The 24,362-nt window shown below is 66.1% G+C and carries 18 protein-coding genes and 1 pseudogene; 5 read left to right on the top strand and 14 right to left on the bottom strand.

The window, feature by feature from the left end; translation table 11 throughout:
- Positions 1 to 44: 44 nt before the first annotated feature.
- Both FUT87_RS07605 and FUT87_RS07600 read right to left on the bottom strand, forming a co-directional pair.
- Positions 45 to 1,577, bottom strand: coding sequence for a zinc-dependent metalloprotease (locus tag FUT87_RS07605; RefSeq protein WP_147240638.1), 1,533 nt, complete (start codon positions 1,575 to 1,577; stop codon positions 45 to 47).
- Positions 1,505 to 2,620, bottom strand: a complete 1,116-nt coding sequence (locus FUT87_RS07600; RefSeq protein ID WP_186830414.1) for a DUF5117 domain-containing protein — start codon at positions 2,618 to 2,620, stop codon at positions 1,505 to 1,507. The genes FUT87_RS07605 and FUT87_RS07600 overlap by 73 nt, the downstream gene beginning before the upstream one ends.
- Before the next feature lie 510 nt (positions 2,621 to 3,130).
- Between FUT87_RS07600 and FUT87_RS07595 the strand changes: the two genes are divergently transcribed.
- Entirely contained in the window at positions 3,131 to 3,472 is a 342-nt protein-coding gene (locus FUT87_RS07595; protein WP_091720650.1) for a nuclear transport factor 2 family protein, read from the top strand.
- Between the two features lie 95 nt (positions 3,473 to 3,567).
- Here the strand turns inward: FUT87_RS07595 and eutC are convergent, their stop codons facing one another.
- The 3 genes from eutC to FUT87_RS07580 form a co-directional block, all read right to left on the bottom strand.
- Positions 3,568 to 4,359: an ethanolamine ammonia-lyase subunit EutC gene (gene eutC, locus FUT87_RS07590; protein ID WP_147240636.1), complete on the bottom strand. Its 792-nt coding sequence runs from the start codon at positions 4,357 to 4,359 to the stop codon at positions 3,568 to 3,570.
- 10 nt (positions 4,360 to 4,369) lie between these two features.
- Complete coding sequence (locus tag FUT87_RS07585) at positions 4,370 to 5,773, bottom strand: ethanolamine ammonia-lyase subunit EutB (protein ID WP_091720657.1); 1,404 nt, start codon at positions 5,771 to 5,773, stop codon at positions 4,370 to 4,372.
- 71 nt (positions 5,774 to 5,844) lie between these two features.
- Positions 5,845 to 6,924: a pirin family protein gene (locus FUT87_RS07580; RefSeq protein WP_147240635.1), complete on the bottom strand. Its 1,080-nt coding sequence runs from the start codon at positions 6,922 to 6,924 to the stop codon at positions 5,845 to 5,847.
- A 48-nt stretch (positions 6,925 to 6,972) separates the two neighbouring features.
- Between FUT87_RS07580 and FUT87_RS07575 the strand changes: the two are divergent.
- Positions 6,973 to 7,505: pseudogene (locus FUT87_RS07575) on the top strand (transposase).
- 742 nt (positions 7,506 to 8,247) lie between these two features.
- Positions 8,248 to 9,798 (top strand): serine hydrolase, encoded by a 1,551-nt coding sequence (locus FUT87_RS07570; RefSeq protein WP_186830413.1) that lies wholly within the window; start codon positions 8,248 to 8,250, stop codon positions 9,796 to 9,798.
- 9 nt (positions 9,799 to 9,807) lie between these two features.
- On the opposite strand, the gene FUT87_RS07565 is transcribed toward FUT87_RS07570, so the two are convergent.
- From FUT87_RS07565 to FUT87_RS07535, 8 genes are all read right to left on the bottom strand, one after another.
- Positions 9,808 to 10,035, bottom strand: coding sequence for a hypothetical protein (locus FUT87_RS07565; RefSeq protein ID WP_147240633.1), 228 nt, complete (start codon positions 10,033 to 10,035; stop codon positions 9,808 to 9,810).
- Between the two features lie 34 nt (positions 10,036 to 10,069).
- The gene (locus FUT87_RS07560; RefSeq protein ID WP_147240632.1) at positions 10,070 to 11,128 is read right to left on the bottom strand and encodes a radical SAM protein; all 1,059 of its coding nucleotides are present in this window, start codon (positions 11,126 to 11,128) and stop codon (positions 10,070 to 10,072) included.
- Between the two features lie 61 nt (positions 11,129 to 11,189).
- Positions 11,190 to 11,798, bottom strand: a complete 609-nt coding sequence (locus tag FUT87_RS07555) for a hypothetical protein (RefSeq protein WP_147240631.1) — start codon at positions 11,796 to 11,798, stop codon at positions 11,190 to 11,192.
- 98 nt (positions 11,799 to 11,896) lie between these two features.
- Positions 11,897 to 12,652, bottom strand: coding sequence for a hypothetical protein (locus tag FUT87_RS07550; RefSeq protein WP_147240630.1), 756 nt, complete (start codon positions 12,650 to 12,652; stop codon positions 11,897 to 11,899).
- Complete coding sequence (locus FUT87_RS07545; protein ID WP_183484788.1) at positions 12,652 to 14,751, bottom strand: peptidase domain-containing ABC transporter; 2,100 nt, start codon at positions 14,749 to 14,751, stop codon at positions 12,652 to 12,654. Before FUT87_RS07545 ends, FUT87_RS07550 begins: the two co-directional genes overlap by 1 nt.
- Entirely contained in the window at positions 14,748 to 15,938 is a 1,191-nt protein-coding gene (locus tag FUT87_RS07540) for an HlyD family secretion protein (RefSeq protein WP_183484791.1), read from the bottom strand. Before FUT87_RS07540 ends, FUT87_RS07545 begins: the two co-directional genes overlap by 4 nt.
- Positions 15,935 to 16,663: a hypothetical protein gene (locus tag FUT87_RS28540; protein ID WP_186830412.1), complete on the bottom strand. Its 729-nt coding sequence runs from the start codon at positions 16,661 to 16,663 to the stop codon at positions 15,935 to 15,937. Before FUT87_RS28540 ends, FUT87_RS07540 begins: the two co-directional genes overlap by 4 nt.
- Positions 16,664 to 17,152: 489 nt before the next feature.
- Complete coding sequence (locus FUT87_RS07535; protein ID WP_147240627.1) at positions 17,153 to 19,426, bottom strand: LamG-like jellyroll fold domain-containing protein; 2,274 nt, start codon at positions 19,424 to 19,426, stop codon at positions 17,153 to 17,155.
- A 395-nt stretch (positions 19,427 to 19,821) separates the two neighbouring features.
- Between FUT87_RS07535 and FUT87_RS07525 the strand changes: the two genes are divergently transcribed.
- Both FUT87_RS07525 and FUT87_RS07520 read left to right on the top strand, forming a co-directional pair.
- The gene (locus FUT87_RS07525) at positions 19,822 to 21,993 is read left to right on the top strand and encodes a sialidase family protein (protein WP_147240625.1); all 2,172 of its coding nucleotides are present in this window, start codon (positions 19,822 to 19,824) and stop codon (positions 21,991 to 21,993) included.
- Between the two features lie 133 nt (positions 21,994 to 22,126).
- On the top strand, positions 22,127 to 23,218 hold the full coding sequence (locus FUT87_RS07520; protein WP_147240624.1) for a non-reducing end alpha-L-arabinofuranosidase family hydrolase: 1,092 nt from the start codon (positions 22,127 to 22,129) through the stop codon (positions 23,216 to 23,218).
- Positions 23,219 to 23,262: 44 nt separating this feature from the next.
- Here the strand turns inward: FUT87_RS07520 and FUT87_RS07515 are convergent.
- The coding region (locus tag FUT87_RS07515) for a polysaccharide lyase family 1 protein (protein ID WP_147240623.1) at positions 23,263 to 24,362 on the bottom strand (1,100 nt) is incomplete at its 5' end.

The raw sequence follows: 24,362 nt of genomic DNA, 5'->3' as shown, positions 1-24,362 counted from the left end.
CTCCGCGCTGATGGACAGGCGCGGTCGATAGACCGCGCCGGCGCTCAGGTGCGCACCATCGTCGCCTTCAGCACCGTGCTGAGGAAGTCCAGGCTCTCGGCCAGGTGGGCGCGGGTCTCCAGCGAGCCCTTGCCCTGCGCCGCGCGCAGCTCGCTCTGCAGCTGCACCGCGTGCAGGCGCAGCACCGCGTAGGCATCGGCGAACTGGCCCGAGGCCGCGCCGCTCTTCGTCAGGTTGGCCTGGATGCGGCGCAGGTACTCGCGCTGCAGGTTGCGGCGCAGCGGGTCGATGTCGCCGCCGGTCTTGAGCTCGCTCCAGATCGAGGACTGCAACGTGCCGTAGACCTCGCCGATCGAGATCAGCCCCTTGCGCTGCGACACCGGCACGTAGGCCGGCAGCTCCATCAGGCGGATCGCCGTCTGCGCCTGCAGCAGGCGGTCCAGCGAACCCAGCTGCACGCGCGCCACCGCCGCCGGGATGTTGACGAAGCCCGCCCGGTTGAACTCGACGTAGTCCGTCGTGATCGAGGTCAGGAACTCCGGCTTGAAGCGGAAGCTGTCGGCGCTGAAGATGCCCTGCGCCAGGAAGCGCAGCGCCTCGCGCTGCTTGGCCGGATCGACCGGACGCATCGCCGCGACCGAAGCCCCCGGCACGTCGCGGTGCGTGTACATGCCGCCCACGTACTTGCCCACCAGGTCCGACGCGCGCGCCAGCTGGCTGAAGCCGTTGGCCAGCTGACGGCGCTGGCGCAGCGGATCATCGGTCGCCTCCGGCGTGCGGTTCTGCACCCGGGCCCACAGCTCCTGCGTCAGCTTCAGCCGCTTGCGGAAGTAGGCCATCGGGTCGTCGCCGAGGTCGAAGCGGTTGATCGTCGGATCCATGCCGTCGAACGGGCCGAAGCCGCCGGCATCGGTGTCGTCCGCGTAGGCGTGGCCAGGCTGCGTGTTCTGCGAGGCGATGCGCTTGAGCTCGCTCTCCTCCTGCTCCTTGGGCACCTGCTTGTAGGCGTACTCGATCGCCCAGTAGTCGTAGGCGCCCAGCGTCGTGTTGTTGTACGTGGTGGGCGCCTCGCCCTGCAGCGGGATGTTGTAGGCGTTGTAGTCCATGACCGAGGCCGACAGCCCGTGCGCATCGGTCCAGGCCTTGTCCTTGAGCTGCGCCTGCGTCACCTGCGTCGAGGCCTTGAAGTTGTGCTTCAGGCCGAGCGTGTGACCCACCTCATGCATGATCACGTCCTTGATCCGCGCCTGGATGAAGGCGTCGGCCTCGGGGCTGTCGGGCGCGATGTCGCCGCGCGCTTCCAGCACGTCCAGCGCGAAGTCCATCTCGGCCGCGGCGTCGTGCGCGTAGGTGCAGTAGGTCGCGTTGCGGCCTTCGCGCCAGCCGTGGTTCAGCGCGGCCAGCGCCTGCGCTTCCTCGGCCAGCGTCGACACCGGCGCACCGGCCAGGCCGCGCGGCGCGTCCTCGCTGATGAAGGCCCGGCCGCCACGGGCGAAGACGTCGCTCATGCCGATGTCGGCGTCCAGGATCTCGCCGGTGCGCGGATCGACATGGCTCGGCCCGATGGCGAAGCCCACGTCCGAGCGACGAACCAGCGGATCGACGCATGCGAGGCGTCCATGTTGTCCCAGTCCGCGTCATCGGGCTGCTGCTTGGCCACGACCGCGTCCTTGAAGCCGATCTTCTCGAAGGCCTTGTTCCATTCCAGGATGCCGGCCTCGACCGCCGCGCGGTACTTCGGCGGGATGTTCTTGTCCATCCAGTAGGTGATCGGCTCCACCGGCTCGGACAGCGCGGCCGCCGGGTCCTTCTTCTCCAGGCGCCAGCGGTTGATGTAGTGCACGCGCGGGTTGGCCTTGAGGTCGTCGCTCAGGTCGGTGAAGGTCTCGGTGAAGTGACCCAGCCGGCCGTCGGCGCGACGCGGCGACATCTTCTCCTCCGGCAGCGCGCGGAAGTTGTAGACAAAGCCCATGAACATCGAGCGCGGATCCGGCGTCGCCTGCGGCGGCGTCGGCACCGGCACCGGCGGGGCCACCAGCGGCGGCGCCGGGATGCGCGGCGTGAAGTAGTGGACCTTGGCGTTCAGCGTCGTCAGCTTCTCGTCGGCGCGGGTCAGTTCGAAGTAGGAGTTGCCGCGATCGACGTTGTAGGGCAGCCGGTAGGCCATCTCCAGCCGGGTGGACATGCCGGGGATGTCGCTCAGCAGCAGGCCGGCGTCGACCAGGAAGGCCTTGCGCTCGGGATGATCCGCGCTGGCGACCGGCCCCGCGGCCAGCAGGCTGGGCGAGAACGCCTCCTCGCCGGCGCGCTTGCCGCCGCCTTCGGCGCGGAACTCGGTGTTCAGCGCCACCAGCTGGATCGTGTTCCCGATGCGGCGCCACTCGGCCATGATCTCCGGGCCCATCTGGCTGGCGTAGAAGCCGCGCTCGCCGATGGAGCTGGAGATGTTGATGGTGAACAGGAAGGGCTTGTTCAGCATCGCGCGCGGGATCTCGAGCCAGACCTTCTCGTCCTTGCGCAGGATCGGGAACAGGCCGACGCCCAAGGTCAGCAGGCGCCGGTGCGCGTCCGGAAAGTCGTCAAGGGCCGCGTGCTCCGCCCCGGGTCTGAATATCGTCATTGCGATGGTCTTGTTGAAGTGCGCCACGCTATGGCCGGCGTGCGCGGCAGTCATAACGGCGCGTGATCGCGTGGCTGATCTCGCCACTTCGTCACGCAACCGGATGGCTTGGCTGGCGCGGTTCACGCATCACGGTGGCGGCGCCGGCCACACCGGGCTGCAGCGTCGCCATGGCGAGCCCCCTCTCTCGCGTCGTGCGACCCGCCTTGCGCTCCCCCTCGCCGCGAGCCAGCACGACGTCGAGCCGCTTTTGGCGTCGATGACCGATTGCAGCGAGATGCCGGGCTACTCGAGTGTTTGCGGCGATTTAGCGTTAAATCGTTGCGGCGGCATGATAGGTCGGGCGTTGAATGCGGTGCCCCTGGAATTCGCTACATGAGGTAACGGCGCCGCAACGGGAATTACAGAAGTCGTGTCGAACGAGACGCCTTGCGACAGGACACGGACACGGATCCAGATGGCAAGCGGGTTGCCGTTGTTGTTGGGACCGATCTGACCAGGAGAACCTGCATGTCTCACGCCCATAAATCGATTCTTGAGAAGGCGAACGCAGCCATCGTCAAGCGCGACTTCGAAGGATTCCTGCAGTTCTGCACCGAGGATACCGAGTGGACCTTTGTCGGCGAGCGGACGCTCAGGGGCAAGGAAGCCGTTCGCAAGTGGATGGCCGACACCTATCGCGAGCCCCCCGAGTTCGACGTCCATCGAATGGTGGCAGAGGGCGACTTCGTCATTGCGATCGGCGAGATCACGCTCAAGGACGACAAGGGGGAAGCCTCCCGGCATGAGTACTGCGATGTCTGGCGCTTCCGTGATGGCCTGTTGGCTGAACTGCGCGCCTTCGTCGTCTAGCGTCCCGGAGCCGCCCACCGAGTCCGATCAACCTGACAACGGTCGGAACCATCGGACGCAGCCATCGATATCCGCGGCGGCCGCTGCCTCCGTGATCAGCGCCTGTCGAGCCGGAACGGCTCCCGAGTCTCGACCGCCGGCGCCACTTCCACGCTTTCATCCTTCAACGCAACACCCGTCACCTGACGAGCCCGCGCTTCCTGGAGCAACCACGCCAGCCGCGCCGCCGCGGTGGCCGGCGCCAATCCTTCCGGTCGCACGTTGGAGATGCAGTTGCGCTCCGCGTCCACGCGGCCGGGGCGAGGCGCCCAGGTGACGTAGACGCCCATGCTGTCGGGGGAGCTCAATCCAGGGCGCTCGCCGATGAGCACCACGACGAGCTTCGCTCCCAGCGCTTGACCGATCGGATCTCCGATCGCGACGCGCGCCTGACGGACGATGGCGACGGGCGACCAACGCCAGCCGTCGGCGAGCAGCGGCCGGAGCGCTTCGACGAACCGGACCGCATGCCGCTCGATCGCCAACGCGGACAGGCCATCGGCCACGACCAGCGCCAGATCCGGCTGCTGTTGCGCATCGAGCGAGGACAGCACGGCCGTCGACCGGTCGTCGAGCCGTCGACCGAGATCCGGTCGCTGAAGGTACGCCGCCCGATCCGCGGCGGCACTGTGCAGATCGAGCGTCTCCAACCCGGCCTCGTTCAGGGCCGCCGCGAGCGCCACGTGATCCAGCTCGCGATGCACCGCGTCCCGCGCCTGCGCATGGGCCAACTGGAAGGCCAGGTGCGCCGCCGTCGGCTGGCTGACGCCCGCTCGGCCCAGCCCGATCCGCGCCGGCGTGTGGCGCCGCAGCGTGTGCCAGGGATTGGGAGTAATCGCGTCGCTCATGGTGTTTCGCTCACGACGATGGCAGCAAGGCAGCGAAGGCCGGGGACATGGCGTCGACCAGATGCCCCGGCGCGCCGGGTCGCGCGATGCGCATGCGTTCGAGCCAGCGCTCGAACTCCGGCGCGGCGCGCAAGCCCAGCACCCGCCGGGCGTACAGCGCGTCGTGGAACGAGGTCGTCTGGTAGTTGAGCATCACGTCGTCCGAGCCCGGGATGCCCATGATGAAGTTGCAGCCCGCCACGCCCAGCAGCGTGAGAAGCACATCCATGTCGTTCTGATCCGCCGCCGCGTGGTTCGTGTAGCAGATGTCGCAGCCCATCGGCAGGCCCAGCAGCTTGGCGCAGAAGTGGTCCTCCAGCCCGGCCCGGATGATCTGCTTGCCGTCGTACAGGTACTCCGGCCCGATGAACCCGACCACCGTGTTCACGAGCAGCGGCTCGAAGTGCCTCGCCACCGCGTAGGTCCGGGCCTCGAGGGTCTGTTGGTCGCAACCGTGGTGCGCGCCGGCGGACAGCGCGCTGCCCTGGCCGGTCTCGAAGTACATCACGTGCTGCCCGCGTTGGCCGTCGTCGAAGTAGGCGCCCCGCGCCAGCGACAAGGCCGCCGCGCGCGCCTCGGCCAGCAGCTTCAGGTCGACGCCGAAACTGCGGTTGGTCGCTTCCGTGCCGCCGATGGACTGGAACACCAGATCGACCGGCGCGCCGCGCTCGATGCACTGCATCGTGTTGGTCACGTGCGTGAGCACGCAGCTTTGGGTGGGGATCTCGAAGCGCTCGATGACCTCCGCCAGCAGGCGTAGCAGATGCGCGACCTGGGTCAGGTTGTCGGTGGCGGGATTGATGCCGATGACCGCATCGCCGCTGCCGTACATCAGACCGTCAAGCACGCTCGCGGCGATCCCGCTGGCGTCGTCGGTCGGATGATTCGGCTGCAGGCGCGTAGACAGCCTGCCCGTGAGTCCCAGCGTATTGCGAAAGCGCGTGACGACCTGGCACTTGCGAGCGACCAGGATCAGGTCCTGGTTCCGCATGATCTTGCTGGTCGCAGCCACCATCTCGGGCGTGAGGGCGGGCGCCAGGCGCGTGAGCGCCGCGGTGTCCGCTGCGTCCGAGAGCAGCCACTCGCGCAACCCGCCGACCGTCAGGTGGGTGATCGGCTGGAAGGCCGCGGCGTCGTGGCCGTCGACGATGAGTCGGGTGATCTCGTCGTCCTCGTACGGGATCAGGGCCTCGCTGAGGAAGGTCTTCAGCGGCAGATCGGCCAAGGCCATCTGCGCGCCGACGCGTTCCTGCTCAGACCCGGCGCAGACGCCGGCGAGCCGGTCGCCCGAACGCTCCGGTGTGGCCTTGGCCATCAGCTCGCGCAGGCTGTCGAAACGGTAGCTGATGGCGCCGACGCGCTGGGAAACATTCATCGCTGCCTCCTTGCGTCCAGCTTAACCGTGTCCCTGTCCGATCGTGTGACCGACGCCTCGCTTGCGGTGACTCAGTCCTGCGCCGGCGGCCGCTCCGTCCGGCCGTCCGCATGCCGCGCGAATCGGTCCTCCTGGTCGCCGTGCACCGGGGCCGGGTCCGGCCACGGCCAGCCCCCGAACTCGGTGCGACGGTAGTCCTCGAAGGCCTGACGCAGCTCCTGCTCGGTGTTCATGACGAAGGGGCCGTACTGCGCCACCGGCTCGCCGATGGGACGGCCCTGCAGCATCAGCAACTCGGCGGGTTCTTCGCCATTGACAAGCACGACGTCGAGGCCGGCCCGCACCTCGATGGAATGGCCGACGGTCACGGGCTCGTCGCCGATCGTGATGCGGCCGCCGGCGAAGAAGTACAGCTTGCGTCGCGTGCCGTCGCCCAGTGCCGCGGGCAAGGTCCATTGCGCGCCGGGCTCCAGGCGCAGGGTCCACATGGCCAGGTCCGAATGCAGCCGCGAGCCCCACGAGTCCGGCGGCGGCGCGAGCGGCTTGGTCACCGTCGCGCCGGCATGAGCGGCGTCCGGCAGGGCGCCCGCGATGACCACCACCTCCGTCGCGCGTCCGGCGTCGTCGACGAAGGTGTGCCGCGGGATGTCCTGCGACCAGAACATCGTGAAGTGCGGCTCCACCATCTTGCTGTCCGCGGGCAGGTTGAGCCAGATCTGGAACAGCTCCAGCGGGTTGGGACGGTCGGTGTGCAGCAGCGGGAACATCTCCGCGTGGACGATGCCCTTGCCGGCCGTCAGCCACTGCACGTCGCCGCCGCCGAAGCGCGCGCCGGCGCCCAGCGAATCGGAATGGTCGATGCGGCCCTGGCGCACGATGGTGACGGTTTCGAAGCCGCGGTGCGGGTGGGCGGGGAAGCCAGGCACCTGCTGGCCGTGGTACATGCTCCAGCCGTCCTTGCGCGAGAAGTCGGAACCCATCTGCCGGCCCGCCAGCAGCGAAGCATCCGGGCCGTACCGGCCGTTGCCGCGCGGATAGGCGTCGTCGTGGTGGACGCAGAACAGGAAGGGGTCGACCGTGTCCCAGGGCATGCCCAGGGGCTGAACGGAGAGGACGGGAGAGGCGGAGAGGTCAGTGCGGAGGGTGGTCATGGCGGGGTCCCCAAGGGCCCTCACCCTAACGCGAAATCGTGCATCGTGCTGGGGGCATGCTGGAAGGCGGCGGTCAGCCTGAACCTCTCGACGAAGAAGACGCGCAAGCGGGAGTTCCTCGAAGAGATGGAGCGCGTGGTGCCGTGGAAGGTCCTCGTGGAGATCATCGAGCCGCACTGGCCCAAGAGCAAGACGGGCCGCCCGCCGTTCGCGATCGAGGCGATGCTGCGTATCCACTACATGCAACAGTGGTTCGGGCTGAGCGACCCGACGCCAAGCCGGGCGTGGACTGGCAGATCGCGCGGCGGCCGAGTTCGCGCAAGCCCGCTGAGAACGAGGGCCGGCTCGGGCGGCTCATCGACGAGATCGAGCACCTGAAGGCCAGCGTGCGGGCCAAAGTCGAGCACGCCTTCCGGGTCGTCAAGCGCCAGTTCGGACACACCAAGGTGCGCTACCGCGGGCTGACGAAGAACACGGCGCAGCTGCACACCCTGTTCGCGCTGACCAACCTGCGGCTAGCTCGACGGCAGTTGATGGCGCTGGATGGACAAGTCCGTCCGGAGCACATGAAGGCGGATTGAAAACGGGCTGCGAGCCCGCGATCGATGCCGCAAACACGATGAAGTCATGCCGCCAGCCGCCAACGAGTTCGGCGGGCCCCTTCATCCCGGCCACGAGGCATCGGCCAACCTGTTGTGCAGAACTTCCCTAACCGGTTGATCTTCATGGCGAGCAGTGCTGGCGTTTGATGACGTCGGACAGGCGGACCATGATCGCGTCATGTGGGGCGAGGCTCGGCGAAGCGCTCGCGGCCCTCCGAGTCGTGCGCGAGGAGCGGCAGGATGTCATCTGGTCTCCTGCGTGTCCGGCACGCTGGGGCCGCTCGATCGCTGTGGACGATTCAAGGGCTGCGGGCGGGCGGGGGGCTCGGCAAATCAATCACTTCGACAGTATTGTTCCTTTCAGCGGAGGCGGACCACAGGTCGAGGAAGGTGGGATGCCGCTCGCTTGTCCAATTGCCACCGACATCGATGAATATTTCATGCGCGGCGCCCCTGGGTTCGTCAGGTCCTGCCATGGGCTCTCTGCCCAGCTCTATGGGCGCGCGGTATTGAGGAAGATAAGTCGTCATGTTGAATATTGGGGGTGATATCGCCCGTGGTCATGCAAGCGCTCTTTTAGCCAAGATGTGCTCCAATAGTGCGTCAAAGCTGAAAACGTCACGGGAGTCATATGTCAAAAGGTCGTTCCCTTTTACTTCTTTTAATTGCAACAACATCCCAATTGTGCTACGCGGTGTCTACTGAACGGAATGACGGCGGCGTGCGCCGAACCCTCCAGCACCGATTTGAAGGCGATATCAGCGGCGCCTGTGTCCTCGGCAGTGTCATCAGGGACGGGAATGTCAGGTCCGCTTCCTTCTGCGCGGATGGACGAGACGCTTCCGCCCTGTATTCCAGGACATTTGAGATCGGGTCCATCACCAAGACCATGACTGCATTTTTGGTGGCCGACCTTGTACGCCGCGAGAAATGGACGCTTCAGGATAAACTGGCAGACCATCTGCCCGCGGGCACCAAGGTCCCCGCCCAGGGCGATCGGCACATTATGGTGATGGACCTGCTCACCCATACATCCGGGCTACCGGCATTGCCGCCCCGCATGCCGGTGCGATCCGCGCTGGATCCCTATGCGAATGTCACCCCCGAATATCTGTTGGATGCCCTGGGACGCACGGAACTGAAGGGCAATATCGGTCAGACCTTCAATTACTCGAACTACGGCATGATGCTCATGTCGCTGGCCGTGACATCAGCGTATGGCGGGGACCTTGAGCAGGCGTTTCAGGAGCAACTCTTCAAGCCCCTGGGAATGTCCAACGCGTTCATTGCCAAATCCCCCGTCGCTGCTCCCGCTGCCGGGCATTTTCCGGGTGGCAAAGTGGTGGGCCCGTGGCAGATCAACCCCTCGTTGGCAGGCGTGGGCATGGTCAAGGCCACGATGGCCGACATGGAGGCCTTCGCCAGAGCCAACCTTGGTGATGCACCGGACAGCATCCGAGCCGGCCTGCGTCTGACCCACGACCCGGGCGCGGGTCTACCCCCTCTCAATTGGTCGCGCACTTCCATCAAGGGGCGCTCGTTGTTGCTTCACGAGGGCAGCACCGGGGGATTTTCTAGCCTGCTGCTGATCTCCCCGGAGGACCGCTCCGCTGTGCTGGTTCTGTCAGACACCTCCCTGAGCGAAATGGGCGGCCTGAGCGACGTGGGTTTGGCCCTCCTCACGGGCAATGCGGATTCGCTGAAGCCTCGCCGCCGCATGCCGGTGCCCATCCAGATTGCCGAGGCGATCCAAGGCAGTTTCCTGGCGGGCCGCACTCGCTTCGAAGTGAACAGGCAGGAAGCCGGTACCGTGCAACTCCAAGTCCAAGGGCAGCCGCCGTTGGATCTCATGTTTGATTCCGCAGGTGAATTTCTGTCACCAGACATCAATGCCACGCTCACCCCTTTTGTTCTGCCGGATGCCAGCATCAATCACCTCATCTGGCGACAAGGCGGTGGCGCCACCGAGTTGATCCGGGAAACTGCTTCCCGGTTGCCGGGAGTTCAGTTTGATCGCCAATATGTTGGCCGCTATCAGATCTCCGGCACCTTTTTCATTGAGATCAGTGAAGCCAATGGAAAGCTCGTTGTTCAGGGCTCGGGACAGCCTGCAATCACAGCTGATGCAACAGCGCCAAATACCTTGGTCGTTCCCGTGGTCAAGGCTGTCCTTTCCTTCGAGCCTCCGGCTGCGGACGTACCGGCCAAGCTGCACCTGCGCCAAGCGGGGAAGGAGGTCACAGGTTTGCGGGTCCCGGATGGCCGGAACTGACCGAACCCGTCAACGGAATCCTGATGGTTCGCCTTTCAGATAGACGACAACCAAGAAGATTGCTGATAACAAAACGACCACAAGTGGATAAAGAACCGGGTTTTCGCGAGGCTGGAAGAAGTAGGTCGCGAGCTCCAGGCATAGCAGAAAGACGGCGACCGTCACCCAGCCCTGCCAAGTTTGCGGCAAACCCCAGCCAAAACCATATTTCTTCGCCGGAAACCAATAATCTTTCATCGCATCCTCCAGATGATCAAAGCAGAAATGGTCCTCACATCTCATGCACGATCTTCTGGGCGGCAGCGACGTGCTGGGTGGTGACTGCTTCGACGTACCGATTCTCCAGATAGAGTGCGTCCTTGAGTTCGGGCAGCAATTCGGTGTAGTGGGCCTTGAGGACCTCGGCCACCGCAGGGTCCCGGTAAATGCGGATGCAGGCCTGGCAATGATGTCCGTACATGCCCTCCCACTGGATCTGTGGATTCTTCCGGCCCGCCCAGTCCAGGATGCGCATCGGTCCGATGAAGCGCACGAGCAGCTTGAGGATGTCCTTCTCGCTCTTTTCGATGCAGGCCTGGAGCGTGGTTCCCAAGTCCCCCACGTTGAGCTCCGACAGGTACCGCATGCCCAGTCCGCAGCAGGCGCCGATGCGACCGTCGCCCTGCACGGTGTAGGTGGAGAGGACGCTGTCACAACCCTTGCGCAGATGCACGTGGTCGGCATCTGGGCTCGTGCCCTCGCGGTAGCTTTCCACCCGATGCGGGTCCAGCGGCATCCATGGGCTCTCCACAATGGACAGCATTGGGTGATCGGCCATGCCCCGCTCAGCGAGGAGGCTCATCACGGTGTCTCGGGTGACGGTGCGTGTCTGGCGGGACTCGACCATGATGGACAGACGGTAGCCGAATTCCAATGCCACCTGCGACGCGTTGATCACCCGCTCAATGGGAATGAAACGCGCATGTTCATCTCCAGTGCTGTAGTTCAATTCCTTCAAGCCAGCCCGCTGCAGGGCGGCGATGCGGCCCCTTGCAACGTCGAGAGAGGTGGCCCAGTGCGCATTGGTCACCAGCCGGCTGGGAAGGCCGATGGACGTGGCATGAGAGATGCCGCGCAGCAGATCCTTCCAGCGCAGCGTGGCCTCACCACCGGTGAAGACCACCACGCCGAAGTCCCTTTCGCGCGCCTCATTGATGAACTTGATGGCGTCTTCGAGCGGGATCTGCTCCTTCACGCGCGGGGAACTCCCAGTGCCGCAGTCCGTGCACTCGGCGGTGCATTGATAGGTCAGCATCAGCGACAGCGACTTCTTGTGTTTGATCAGTGACATGCCTACTCCCTGTGTCAAGAAAGGTGGCCGGAGCTCGTCCCGGCCACGGGCCACGCTTGCCTTAGTTGAAACGTCCGGCGTGCGCGATGAGGCGCGAGATCCGCGTCAAATCTTCATAAGACAGTGCGTTCTGCGAGGTGTTGCCTTCCTCGCCGATGATCACTGCCACGGCGACCGCCGCCACCCACACCGCGACTTCGGTGATGGCCAGCACATCGAAGGTGGTCCAGACATTCGAGGTGGAGTAATAAAGCTCGTCACCGCTGGCGGTGCCCGCCACATAGGGCGTCACGGACTCGCCGGGCAGCATGAAACTGGTGACGCCGGTGTTGAAGCTCAGGCCGCGAGCCTGCAGTGGATCGCGGAGCTCTTCGGCGATGACCCGGATGATCTGCTCCCACGAGCCAGCGTCCAGGTCGGAAGTCGTGCGCGCCGTGCTGCCATGGGCCTTCAATGTCTCCTGCACGCGCTCCTGCAGATGGATGCGTCGAACCGGGTCCTCCAGATGTTCGATCAGCGCGTCCAGGATCTTTCCCTGGGCTGTATTGGGCTGGTAGCCGGCGTCCGCCTTGATCAACTCATTGAGCTCGGAGAACGAAGCTTCGTCGTTGATCACGAGCTGACTCACCGCCCGGCGCTGCTTGAGAAATTCAATCTTCTGAATGTTCATTGCTCTATCACCTAACTAATTTTTGAATGCGGCTGCTGAGCCGCCTGTCATGTCTGTCCGGTGACTCTCCCTGCGGACTGTCCACCTCCTTTCGCGGGTCAAAGCACGGATTTCCAAGGTGCATGCGCCGGCCCTCCCAGGGCATTCAGCATCTGGCGGACGGCCCGATGAAAACCTCGCCCATCCCCGTCCTTGATCAGTTCGCCGAGTCCGCCGAGCAACGCCTGGTGCAGTTCCGGCGCCCGTTCCTGAAGGAGACGATGCATGCCCGCCTGTTTGATGTAGGTGACGCCTCGCATGCGGGCATGGACCCTCGCCAGCGTGTGGTGCAGGTGGCCGGCCACGCCGATGGCCTCCGCCAGGGAGGTACAGCGATCGAATTCAGCCAGGAGGTTTTCAATGTGGGAGCGCTCATCGATGCCCGCCTGCGCTGCGGCCGGGAGGGGTGGAAGGTCCCGCGCTCGGTCCCACAGCGCCCGCACCGCGGAGGAGTGGCCGTCCAGCAAGGTGCCGTGGATCAGCATGTCGATGTAGGGCGACGGCCGGCCGCGCAGGGCACCCTGATAGTGGGCCGACATCACCTGGAGATTGAGCTGGAAGGTATCGAACTTGATGCCCGACGCGTCGCCGCTGCCCTCGGGGTCGATCGTGCAGGTCTCCTGGTAGACCTCCCGGAGATTGGGTGCTCCGGCCTGCACGATGACCAGCAGGTCCACGTCGGATCCCATCGTCGGCTGCCAGTGTTCCGTCTGCGCGGAGCCGTACACGACCAAGCCTTCGGCACCCGCGAATCGCCGCTGGGCGCATGCGCGGATCCACGCCATCCGCTCGGACATCCCGGCGCGGCCGACCATCACGGATGTACCTCCGCGACGCGCTTGGCCGCCACCAGCTGCACGGTGGGTTCCAAGGGCAGCAGTTGCCCGCCCTTGAGTTCCAGCAAGGTGTCGCAGACCTCCAGGACCTTCGGATTGTGGGAAATGACGAGCCGGGTGCAGGCCAGCTGTTGAATCGCCTTCAGAACGGCAGCTTCGCGCCGTTGATCCAGCGCCGTGGTGGCCTCGTCCAGGATCAGCAGCGCGGGCGAGGTGTACAGCGCGCGTGCGATCAGCAGGCGTTGCTTCTGGCCTCCGGAGATCGGTTGACCGCCATCTCCGACCGGGGTGTCGAAGCCGCCTGCGAAGCTCTCGATCTCCGCCGTCAACCCCACTTGGTCCGCGCACTCCCGCACTCGGGCTTCATCGGGTTCGACGGCGAAATATGAGATGTTCTCGGAGACGGTGCCCTGGAAGACCACGTCGTCCTGCAGCACGATGGCGCAGGCTTTCCGAATGGCTGGTCCGGTCCCGGCGCCCAGCGCCGTGTCGCCAAACAGGATCTCGCCGCCCTCCAGCGGATAGACCCCCAGGATCACCTTGGCCAAAGTGCTCTTGCCCACGCCGCTGGGCGCCGAGATGCCATAGCACTTGCCGGTCTCGAAGGTGATGCTCGCATGCCGGAGGATCCACGGATGCCGGGGACTGAAGCGGAAGCTGACCTGCTCCAGCCGCACCGGTTTTCCTTCCAGCGGCATGCGTGGCGCTGCGTCGTCGTGAGGCGGCGTCGTCATGACGTCCTCGATCTTCTCGAGGTGCGAGGTGAGCGCATTGCGCTCGAACCATTGGTCCACGAGCGAGTGCGCGCGGCCCTGGAAAAGATTGCGATAGAACTGGAAGGCAATCAGCATCCCCACGCTGAGCCGGCCATTCATGATGTCCAGCGCGCCAAGCGCAATCACCGCGATGTACTCCGCGCTGGTGATGGCCTGATGCAGCGCCTTCATGCGCATGCCTTGAAGCGCCGAGGACTGTGCGCACTCCGAGGATGCGGCCTGGGCCCGCAGCCATTGCTCCAAGCGCAGCGATGCGCGTTCGGCGGCGCGGAGCGAAACGAAGCTTCGCAGCGTCTCGACCAGCACCGAGCCTTGCAGCGTCATCTGATGCAGTGCCAGCCGCCCTTTCTGGCGGTGGGAGGGAATATGCAGCGCCTTGACGAGGAGGAAGACGACCACCGAGACGATGGGCACCACGGCCAAGCGCCAGCTGTAGACGAACATGATGACCAATGCGGCCAGCGACATCGCGCCGTCCACCACTGTCTCGATCGACTTGGAACCGAGATGCCCCTGCACCGAGGCGAGGGACCCCAGCTTGGATGCCACCTCGTTGATGGGCTTGCGGGCGATCTCCAACGCTTGCAGTCCCAGCACACCCTTGAAGAAGCGCGCGCCCAACACATCCCGGATGCGCAGGTCCAGCCGCGATATGTCTCCGGCGCGGGCCATGGTGAGGAACACGGCCGCAATGGTCACCAAACCGTAGGCCAGCACCAGGACCAGCAGGAAGTCGGTATCCCGGGAGACCACGACGTCGTCGATGGCGAACTGGAAGAAGACGGGGTTGATCAGCAGCAGGCATTGGATGGCCAGCGACACGATCAGGATGCGCATCAGCGCGGCCCTGCCACCATGCAAACCGTGGAGGAGATTGCGCAGCGCCACCTTCGGCGCTGACTTCATTGGCCCATCGACCACGCACAAGCGGAAATGGCGCAAGCCAGGCGCATCCGTTGACGGCCCTGGCTGCCGGTACGATGCCCGCGTGCTGCCGGAGAACAGGCGCGGTTGCCCGGAGGCGACGCCGGCAACGGTCCAGAATCCGCCGTCGTGGCCCAGCAGATCGCCAGGCAGGTGCTCGCTTGCGCCTCCCGCGGGCTGCGCGAGCAGCTCGCAGCCCAGCCGTCTGGCCTGCTCTTCCACGGCTCCCCATGCGTCCCCGCGATAGCTCTTCTGCCAGGCCAGCTTCAGGTCCAGTGGGTCGAAGCTCACCTTCACGGTCTGCAGGGCGGCAGCCAGGCAGATGAGCGCCGGATGCTCCGTCCGCAGAACGAGCCGCGCATGCGTGGAAAGCGTCATTGTTTGATCCGGTTCGCAACGGTGAGCAGCGGGTCCGCGATCCATTCGTAGATCTTTCTGCGGTCGCGGATCACATGGGCCTGCAGCGTCATGTCGCTGCGCAGGGCGATGACCTGCTGGTATGCGGTGATCGCTTGCTCGTCCAACTCGACGATCACCCGGTACACCGACTCCGTCTGGGTCACGGGCGCTGATTGCTCCTGAGGTGTGACAACCGCCTCGTCGATCTCGGTGATCGTGCCTCCATAAGTCCCGTAACGAGAGTGGGGAAAGGCGTCGTATTCGATTTCCACGCGCAGCCCGCGGCGTACGTAGGCCATGGCCCGACTGGGAATCAGCAGGACGGCGTGATAGCGCGCGTGCTCTGGCGCCAGGCTGATCAATGCAACGCCCGCCTTCACTGCGTCGCCCTCCGCTGCGCGGACCGCGGCAACCTCGCCGGCCACCGGTGCGATCAAGGTATAGGCCTGCTGCAGACTGTTTTCCTCCAGCGACTGGCGGGCACGGGCCAGGTCGGCTTTCAGCTGCAGCACGCGTGAGGCGTGATCGATCTGCAGCTGCCGGGTGGTTGCGGCCACCCTCACCAGCTCCACGTTGAGACGCTCTTGCTCCTGGCCGAGGGCCAGCACGGAGACGTTCTGCGTGGTGACGTCGGCCATGGCCTTCTCGACAGCCGAATTGGCAACGAAGCCTTGCGATTCCAGTTGCTTCATCCGCTCTGCGGTGGCACCGGCGTACTTCTCAAGCTCCCCATAGCCGGCGGCGCGTTGCTCGGCTACCGCCTTCTGCCGTGCAAGCGCCTGGGCCTGCCGCTCCAGGTCGGCTTGACGAACTGGCAGCGCCGACAACTCGTTGGTCAATTGCTCCTCGATGAACCGGACGGTGGCTTTGGCCTCGTCCACCATCCTGCGGCGGCCGTCCAGCCCATCCTCGGCATACTGGCCCAGGTTGACGACCGCAAGCACGTCCCCCTTGTTGACCCGGCGCCCGGTCGCGGCCGAGAGGCTTTGGACAGTGCCCTCCCGAGCTGGCCGGACGCGGATGAGCCCGCCATCCGGTTCCACATACCCCTGCACGGACTCGCGGCGGGAGAAGGAGCCGAACGCCAGGATCACGATCAGCATGGCCATGACGCTCACGGCGGCGATCGTCCCTCCCCAGACCCGGATCATTGCCGGCGCCGTCATGCGGTCTCGCTCCAACGGTGACGGAGGTGGGCGGCACTCGCCGGCCACTCCAGCCCGTGGTAGTTCAACCAGTCTATGGCTGCGGCGGACATGGCCTCCCGGTCGTATGGCGCGCCCTGCGTCAGCAGGTCCAGCAGCGCCAGCGGCCATCGTGCGCCGGCGATGTGCGCCGCACGGCGGCCGAAGTGCTTGCCCCGAACCTCGCAGACACCCAGCAACGCGCAATGGGCGGATTCCATGAAGGTGTAGAGGCGGTGGCCGAGCAGCAGCAGTTCTCGATCATTGCGTGCATTCGTCAGCCCATGCAGCTCGATGGCCAGGCGCAGGGCCACGTCGTGGCGTTCGAACCCGGGCGGGTGTGCTGTCAGCACCTGATGGGCGGTATCCGAGAACGACTGCATCAGCTGCGGATCGCCGAATAGCAGGCGTGCAGTTGCCACCATGTCTGCGATCGCCACGCCCACGCGAGCCCTGATCACCTGCCGCAATTGAGCGGACGTGAACAGATTGAGATCGATGAGGCGTCCGTCCTCGAAGAACGACAGCTTGTTGGGTAGCGTCGTGCGCTCTTCGTGAACGATGAAGAGATCGACATCGAGCGTTTCGTCATTGAGAGATTGATTCGATCCCGCAATGAAGATAAGTGTCGGCTTTCCAATCAGCCGCTGCGCCAGCGCCATTACCCAGTTCGGAGTCGTCGCTGCTGGAGAGGAGTCCTTGAGCATGCGGTGTCCATGGAAAGTCGTTCCAGCGAGGCGGCAGCAACACTGATCGAGTCAATGGCACCGAGCCGATCGAATCGAATCAAATGCTCGGACTACCGGGTTTGAATCCTTCTGGATGGGTGCTCCGCCATGGCGTCGCAAGCATCAGGGATCAACCTGCTCTTTATGGGCGGCCGGCCATGTCCGGGACGCCACAGCACGCGGCATCCGAATCTCTTCGCCGCTCATTGAAACTCGCTGTCAGATGGCGGCGGAATTGGCTGCTGGAATTCTTTCCAATCGGACGGATCATTCGCACTTCTCCCTTTCGTCATCGGCAGCCCTCTGCGAGGCTCATCGTCGACGACGAATGGAATCTAGCAGTCGATTGCTCCTGAATCGATTGCAGAGGACGTCATATTTTTTGTCTGTAGCGCACTCGCAAAGTTCAACGCTTGGTCGACGGCAGCTTGACGTTTAATTGATTTGGATTGTGCTAACGAGTCGGGGTCACTTCGCCAGCGCCGCGATCTCGGCAGCGCTCAATGCGCCCACCAGGACGCGGAAGTCCTGGATGCGGCCGTTGAAGGACGGATGCCCCCAGTTGCGACCCAGGAAGGTGACCTGGTCGCCGACCTGCCGCGGCGACAGCAGGATGTCGTCGGCCTTCGCCACCTCCACGCCGTCGAGGTAGAGCCGCCCGGTGCCCGCCCGGAGCGTCACCGCCACATGAGCCCAGCGCCGGATGGGCAAGGGCCCCGGCGCCTCCATGCCTTGCGAGTCGTTGTGGGTCGCGCCTGCAATGGCGAATCGCAGCCCGCCCCGGCCGCTCTGGGGCGCAATGCACATATAGGAGAAAGCGTCGTTCCCGGCGAAGAACAGGCAGGTGTCCCAGCGCAGCGCATTCGCATACGCCCACAGCGACACCGTGAAGTCCTCGAGCCCGCTGAAGATCCCCGCGGGCAACTGCAGGCCCGCCTTCTTGCCGTCGAAGACGATGGCCTTGTCATCCCGGCGTCCGTCGCCCCAGGCCGCGCCGTCCAGCAGCTTGCCCTCGACGACGCTCCGGACGCCGTCGGCGCCCAGCAGCGCGCCGAAGGTCTCCGTGCCGTTCCGGCCGTTCAGCGGCAGCGACAAGCGGTCCTCGCCCGGCATCACGGCCCGCACCGCCGGGGAACTGGCGCTCGCGCCGTTGCCCTGCGCGGTGACCTGGTAGAACCAGACGCCGCTGGGTGGCGCGTCGCTGTAGGTCAGCACCTCGCTCGCCGAGACCGTGCCCAGCAGCGTGAACGGCCCGGTGGCCCGGCTGCCGCGCCGGACGGCATAAGAAGTGGCGCCCACGCTGCCCCACCACGACAGCACGACGCGCTCGCCGCGCGCGTGGGCCGTGAGGCCGGAGGCCGGCTTCATCGGGGCGGCGTAGTCCGCGCGGCGGTGGATCAGCGTCGGCCACCAGATGTCGTCGCTGCTGCCGCCGTACTTCGGCTCGCACAGCTTCACCATGCGCGCCACGTTCGGCGCCGCCAGCCCCATGCGGTTCACGTAATGGTTGTAGATCGGCTCCCAGGCGTTGCGGCCGTGCTGGAAGGACTGGTTCACCTCCGTCCACAGCGAGGTGTGAGGCTGCGTCGGATTGTGTTCACGGGCGAACGGCATCGGATAGGGCTTGCCGTTCTCGTCGAGCAGGTTGGAGCGCGCCACGTACTCCGCCGCCGACAGGAAGCGGTTGTTGCCCAGCCCATAGAGATCGTCGCCCTGGTTCCAGGCCATCTCCATCACGTCGCCGCCCAGCGACATGCCCAGCGTCGCGTGGCCCTGGTCGCGGCCGCTTTCCTCCCACTGCCCGAAGTGGCCCGGGTGCATGAAGTACACGCCGTGGACCATGGAGCCGTTGCCGAAGTTCCTGAGCTTGCCGCGGTTGTTGCCCGCGTAGCAGTCGCAGGCCAGTCGGTACAGGTCGGGCTGGTCGCAGAAGACGCCGATGGCCATGGCGCCGACGATCGAAGCCATGTCCCAGTTGGCATGGGACCCGATGCGCCCATCGCTGAGGAACCAGGACGAGATCGAGCCGAAGACCTTGAGCAGCATGTCCTGGAAGCGCTTCAGGCTTTCCGGCGCCCAGCCCGGATAGGTGCGCAGGATCTCGCCGATCTGCGCCAGCTGGTGGCCCTGCATGCCGGCCATCAGGATGAAGGTGTGGTCGTCATGGGCGGTCGATCCGGGCGGTACCGTCCCGACCTCCTTCAGCGTGCTGGCCCAGGCGTCCAGGAACTCCACGGCCTTGTCGGCATAGCGGTTGTCCGGCGGGTCCGACAGCTTCCAGCGCAGGGTCAGCGTCCAGGCGCGCCAGATGTCGACGTACAGGTTGTTCTTGCTGCCGTCGGCGCGGTAGACGGCAGGCAGCGGAAAGGGCCGGGTGTCCAGGCTGGCGAAGCGGTCGGCGCTCAGCTTGCTCCACCAGCCCGTCCAAGGCTCCTGGCCCGCCTTGATGTGGGCGCGGATGCGCGTGAAGTCGTCCTCCGTCACCAGCAGCCCCGGGTGGCGGAAGACGCCGCTCTGCGAGGCCGGGATGCGCCCCGCCGGCGAGCCTGCGGAGCCATCAGGCGTCTTCGCATCGGCCACGGCCTCGCCCCCGGCGGCCTTGCCTTCCGAGTCGCCGTTGACGCCCCCGCAGGCAGGCAGCAGCGGCAGCATCGGCAACCCGAAGAGTCCCGCCGACAGCCGGCGGCGGGTGGTGTTGACAGGCGCCTCGCCGTCGTCGAATGGGAATTTGTTGCCGGACATTTCACGCCTCCAACCTCCGGGGACCCGGTAGGTGTTTTCCATCGATAGTTCATGCGCCGGCCGAACTAACATGCCGGGGATTTAGCGTTATATCAATAACCTGGTCGGGCTTCCGTTACCTTTCGTTCCCCGCTCCTCATGAACACATCAATCAAGAGACAACGACTTGCCGCCCTGTCCCTCGTCGCTGCAGCCCTCGCGTCGCTGCGGAGGAGGTGGGGGCGGACAGCGGCACCACGACGACTCCCAGCCCGACTTCGGGCTCGGGCGCACCGGCCCCGGCGCCCGCGCCCGGGCCTGCTCCCGCGCCTGCGCCTGCGCCAGAACCCGCGCCGGCGCCACCGCCCGCCCCGGCCCCCGCGCCTGCTCCGTCGCAGGCGACGTCCTGGAACAGCATGAAGTTCGGAGGCGGCGGTTACGTCACCGGCCTGGTGTTCCATCCCAGCACGGCGAACCTGCTGTATGCGCGGACCGACATCGGCGGCGCCTACCGATGGAACCCGGCCGCCTCGTCGTGGACCCCGATCACCGACGGTCTGGGCTTCAGCGCCGCGGAGAGCTCCTACCACGGCATCGAGAGCATGGCCGTCGATCCGAACGACGACCGCCTCGTGTACATGGCCGCCGGCATGTACAACACCGACAAGGCCGATGCCCGCCTGTACATCTCCAGCGATCGCGGCGATCACTGGAGCTTCGTCAACCTGCCGTTCTCGACCGGCGGCAACAACGGCGGCCGCGCGATGGGCGAGCGCCTGATGGTCGATCCCAACAAGCCGTCGACCTTGTTCTACGGTTCGCGCACCGCCGGCCTGTGGAAGAGCGAGGACTCGGGCCGCAGCTGGGCGCAGGTCAGCGCGTTGTCCAGCGCCAGGATGACCCAGGACCAGATCAAGGCTGCGGGCGGCAGCGCGATGGGCATCGAGCTGGTCGTGTATGACACCGGCACGAAAGGGACCGGCACCGCGACCTCCACGCTCTACGCCGCGGTCGCGCCGGACTACGCCAGCGTCGCGGGCCTGGGTTCCAACATGTACCGCTCCACCAACGGCGGCGCCACCTGGACCGCGGTCACGACGCCGGTCTCGGGCTTCCACATCCCGCACATGGTGCGTGCCGCCGACGGCGTCTTCTACGTCGTGTTCACCAAGGACGCGGGACCCGGCGCCGGCGGCCCCGGCCGTCTCTACAAGTTCGACGGCACCACCTGGACGCTGCTCAAGAGCGTGGACCCGACGGGAGGCACCAACTTCGGCCTGGGCGGGGTCTCGGTCCAGGGCAGCGGGGCCAGCACCCGCATCGCGCTGGGCGTGACCAACTCCTGGGGGAACTGGAACGGCCAGCAGATCGTCCAGCTGTCCGACGACGCCGGCCTGACCTGGCGCGAGATCGAAGCGCAGATGCCGGGCGAGATCGCCTCGGGCTGGGTCGACGACGTCGAGATCGATCCTTCCGACCGCGACCACATCCTGCACGTCCACGGCGGCGGCGTCGTCGAAACGCGCAACGCCTCCTCGGCCACGCCGACCTGGAGCGGCGTCATCGCCGGCATCGAGGAGATCGCCGCGCAGGCCATCGTGGCGCCGCCGCCCGGTGCGTCCTACCTGCTGATCAACAGCTCGGGCGACGTGGGCACCTGGATCCACACGGACGTGACGACGACGCCGACCCGGTCGCCGGGCCTGGGCTGGAGCAACGGCATCGCGGCCGACATGGCCTGGTCCGATCCGCAGTACATCGCGGCCTCCGGCGCCATCAACTCGAGCAACACCGGCACCGGCTACTGGTCCGGCGACGGCGGCAAGACCTGGACGACCTTCGCCAGCCTGCCGGCCGGCGCCGCGACCAACACCTCCAGCGAGTCGAGCCTGGTCGTCACCGCGCGCAACAAGGCGGTCTGGGCGCCCGCCAATTCGGTGCCGTCCTACACGACCGACAACGGCGCCACCTGGACCGCGACCAACCTGCCGGCGCTGCCCGCCGTCGGCTGGAACCGCGGCTACCGGCTGGCGGTCGATCGCAAGAACCCGAACAAGGTCTATGCCTACGACTCGGGCGGCGCCTGGTGGGCGTCGGCCGGCCGGGTCTACGTCTCGACCGATGGCGGCCACAGCTTCGCGCTGAGCCAGGGCTCGGTGACGGCGGCACTCGCGCCCAACGGCTGGTGGGTGACCTCGATGGCGGTCAACCCCAATGCCGAAGGCGACCTGTGGATGGCCGACGGCAATGCCGTGTACCACTCGGTGGATTCGGGCGCCACCTGGCAGAAGCTCAGCCAGTTCGCATCGGTCCAGGGCAGCAACGCCTGGCCCGACCTGCAGGGCGCCACCGTGGTGGCCCTGGGCAAGGCGAAGGACGGCGCCTCCTACTCGGCGGCGGTCTACGTGGTCGGCACCGTTGGCGGCGTGTGGGGCGTGTACCGCTCCGACGATGGCGGCGCCACCTGGACCCGCTTCAACGACGACGCCCACCAGTTCGGCGGCATCGGCGTGATGGCTGCCGACCAGAACGTCTACGGGCGCGTCTACCTCAGCGGCACCGGCCGCGGGCTGCTGTACAGCAACTGAAGCCTGATCGCTCTCGCCGGCGTCCGCGTTGCCCCGGGCAATGCGTCGACGCTGGCGGGGCATCACCACCTCATCACCATCCCGATTTCCGCGCCGTCACGCTGCGAGGCGAGATCGCCGGAGACCTTCGACCATGCGCAACTTCAACATCACGCCGGGCTGGCCGTCCGCCCTGTGGCTGGCCCTCTGCACGGCCCTGAGCCCGCTGGCCCACGCGGCGGAACCCGCGGCCCCGCCCGCGACGGCGCCGACCCCCGCTTTCGCCTGGGAATCTAGTGAGCCCCTGATCAAGCCGCCCGCCGACGCAGCGGGCCTCTTCGGCGTCAAGGACCCGTCCGTCGTCTTCCACGACAAGCGCTATCACGTCTTCTTCACGACGGCCGGCACCAAGGGTTGGGGCATGGCCTACACCAGCTTCGCCGATTGGAAGGACGCGCCCCGGGCGCCGGTCTTCATGCTGGACCAGTCGCCCATCGGGCCCGGTTACCGGGCGGCGCCGCAGGTCTTCTACTTCGCGCCGCAGAAGCTCTGGTACCTCATCTACCAGGGCGGCGATCCGATGTACTCCACGACCACGAACCTGGCGGATCCCCGCTCGTGGACGGCGCCGCGGCCGTTCTATGCGGCCGCGCCGGACATCGTGAAGGACGAGAAGGGCCAGGCCGCCTGGCTCGACTTCTGGATCATCTGCGACGACCGGAAGTGCCACCTCTTCTTCACCAACGACAACGGCGGCTTCTTCCGCGCGGAAACCTCGATCGAGCGTTTCCCTCAAGGCTTCTCCACGCCCGTGCTCGCCATGAAGACCGAGCGGCGTGAAGACCTGTTCGAGGCGAGCAACACCTACAAGATCGAAGGCACCGGGCACTACCTGACCTTGATCGAGGCCATGGGTCCGACCGGGCGCTACTTCCGCGCCTGGCTGGCCGACCGGCTGGACGGCGAATGGCGGCCGATCCCGGGCGGCGCGATGAACCGGTTCGCGGGCGCCGAGAACCTCAAGTTCAGTGGCCGCGTCTGGTCGGAGGGCGTCTCGCACGGCGAGATGATCCGCGCGGGCGTCGATCAGACGCTGACGATCGATCCGTGCAAGCCGCTCCAGTTCCTCTACCAGGGCCTGGACGTGACGCCCGGCAAGAAGTACGAGTACATCGAGCTGCCTTATCGGCTGGGCCTGATCACGGCCGTCGGTCGCAACGCCATCAGCGATCTTTGCAAGCGCTGACGGCCTTCACGAGACGGGGCCGCCGCGGAAGCGGCGGCCGCCGCTCACTGGCAGCTCAGCTTGGCCAGCGAGGTGCCGGCCCCGGCCACCTGGGGCAGCTTGGCCTTCACGCAGCTGGGCGTGTCCGGCGTGTAGCTGTAGGAGATGCTGACCGGGTAGGCGGCGGTGGTGGTCCAGTCCGACGCGTTCTTCGATGGACTGCTGTCCGAATCGGTCCACGACACCCCGTAGGTGCTGAAGTCCGCCACCTTGGTGATGTTGTTGTTGCGCAGTTCCCAGTAGCCGAGCGTCGGGCTGTCTCGGGAGGTCACCGGGTTCTTGGCGTTCTCGAAGTAATTGGCTTCGATCAGCGAGTAGCCCCCCATGCGCACATTGATGCCGGAGGCCGTCACGCCGCTGTAGAGGTTGTTGTAGAGGTGGGTGTAGCCACCCCGCTGCAGCGGCAGGCGCGAGCCGACGTTGCGGTAGTAGTTGTGATGGAAGGTGATGTAGCGGTCGCTCGAGTCGCTGTCGCTGCTGCCGATCAGGCCGACCTTGTGGTGGTCGTGGATGGCGTTGTAGCTGTAAGTGATGTGGTGGGCGCCCGCCTTGTTGTCCACCAGGCCGTCGAACTCCAGGTCCCCTGCGCCGGCGCATTCGGCGAGCGAGCTGAACAGCGTGTTGTGGTCCACCCAGATGTAGGCGGGGAACTTGCTGCCCAGGCCTTCGATGCCGATGGCGTCGATGGAGCCGGGCAGCAGGCCGATCGTCATGTTGCGGATGATGATGTTGCTGGCGTCGGCCTTGATGGCCAGGCCGAAGTTGGCGGCCGAGCCGGTGGCGCCCTGGATGGTGATGTCGCGCTTGCCCTTGAGCTCCACGATGTCGCCTGCCGGCTTCTTCCATTGCGTGCAGGGGTCGGGGATGGTGCCGAAATCAAAGCTGCCGGCGTAGGTGATCACCAGGCCGCCGGAGCCGCTGTAGGCATCGACCGCCGCCTGCATCTGCGCGGCCGTGGTGACCACCACGGGCTTGGCCGTGCCGCCGCCGGTGACCGTGCCGGCATAACCGCCGCTGTGGTTGTCGGTCGGTGTGGGCGGCGGGGTGGACGGCGCGGGTGCCGGAGCCGGTGCCGGTGCCGGTGCCGGTGCTGGTGCTGGTGCTG

The sequence above is a fragment of the Mitsuaria sp. TWR114 genome (assembly GCF_007997345.1).
Note: the sequence above shows the minus strand (reverse complement) of the source record. Positions and strands in the feature narration are given on the sequence as shown.

Excerpts from the sequence above, each read along its gene's own strand:
- FUT87_RS07600 (WP_186830414.1), bottom strand. The coding sequence starts at position 2,620 with ATGACGATATTCAGACCCGGGGCGGAGCACGCGGCCCTTGACGACTTT.
- FUT87_RS07595 (WP_091720650.1), top strand. The coding sequence starts at position 3,131 with ATGTCTCACGCCCATAAATCGATTCTTGAGAAGGCGAACGCAGCCATC.
- FUT87_RS07580 (WP_147240635.1), bottom strand. The coding sequence starts at position 6,924 with ATGACCACCCTCCGCACTGACCTCTCCGCCTCTCCCGTCCTCTCCGTT.
- FUT87_RS07520 (WP_147240624.1), top strand. The coding sequence starts at position 22,127 with ATGCGCAACTTCAACATCACGCCGGGCTGGCCGTCCGCCCTGTGGCTG.
- FUT87_RS07550 (WP_147240630.1), bottom strand. The coding sequence starts at position 12,652 with ATGGTCGGCCGCGCCGGGATGTCCGAGCGGATGGCGTGGATCCGCGCA.
- FUT87_RS07545 (WP_183484788.1), bottom strand. The coding sequence starts at position 14,751 with ATGACGCTTTCCACGCATGCGCGGCTCGTTCTGCGGACGGAGCATCCG.
- FUT87_RS28540 (WP_186830412.1), bottom strand. The coding sequence starts at position 16,663 with ATGCTCAAGGACTCCTCTCCAGCAGCGACGACTCCGAACTGGGTAATG.
- FUT87_RS07525 (WP_147240625.1), top strand. The coding sequence starts at position 19,822 with ATGAAGTTCGGAGGCGGCGGTTACGTCACCGGCCTGGTGTTCCATCCC.
- FUT87_RS07535 (WP_147240627.1), bottom strand. The coding sequence starts at position 19,426 with ATGTCCGGCAACAAATTCCCATTCGACGACGGCGAGGCGCCTGTCAAC.
- FUT87_RS07540 (WP_183484791.1), bottom strand. The coding sequence starts at position 15,938 with ATGACGGCGCCGGCAATGATCCGGGTCTGGGGAGGGACGATCGCCGCC.
- eutC (WP_147240636.1), bottom strand. The coding sequence starts at position 4,359 with ATGAGCGACGCGATTACTCCCAATCCCTGGCACACGCTGCGGCGCCAC.
- FUT87_RS07555 (WP_147240631.1), bottom strand. The coding sequence starts at position 11,798 with ATGAACATTCAGAAGATTGAATTTCTCAAGCAGCGCCGGGCGGTGAGT.
- FUT87_RS07560 (WP_147240632.1), bottom strand. The coding sequence starts at position 11,128 with ATGTCACTGATCAAACACAAGAAGTCGCTGTCGCTGATGCTGACCTAT.
- FUT87_RS07565 (WP_147240633.1), bottom strand. The coding sequence starts at position 10,035 with ATGAAAGATTATTGGTTTCCGGCGAAGAAATATGGTTTTGGCTGGGGT.
- FUT87_RS07585 (WP_091720657.1), bottom strand. The coding sequence starts at position 5,773 with ATGAATGTTTCCCAGCGCGTCGGCGCCATCAGCTACCGTTTCGACAGC.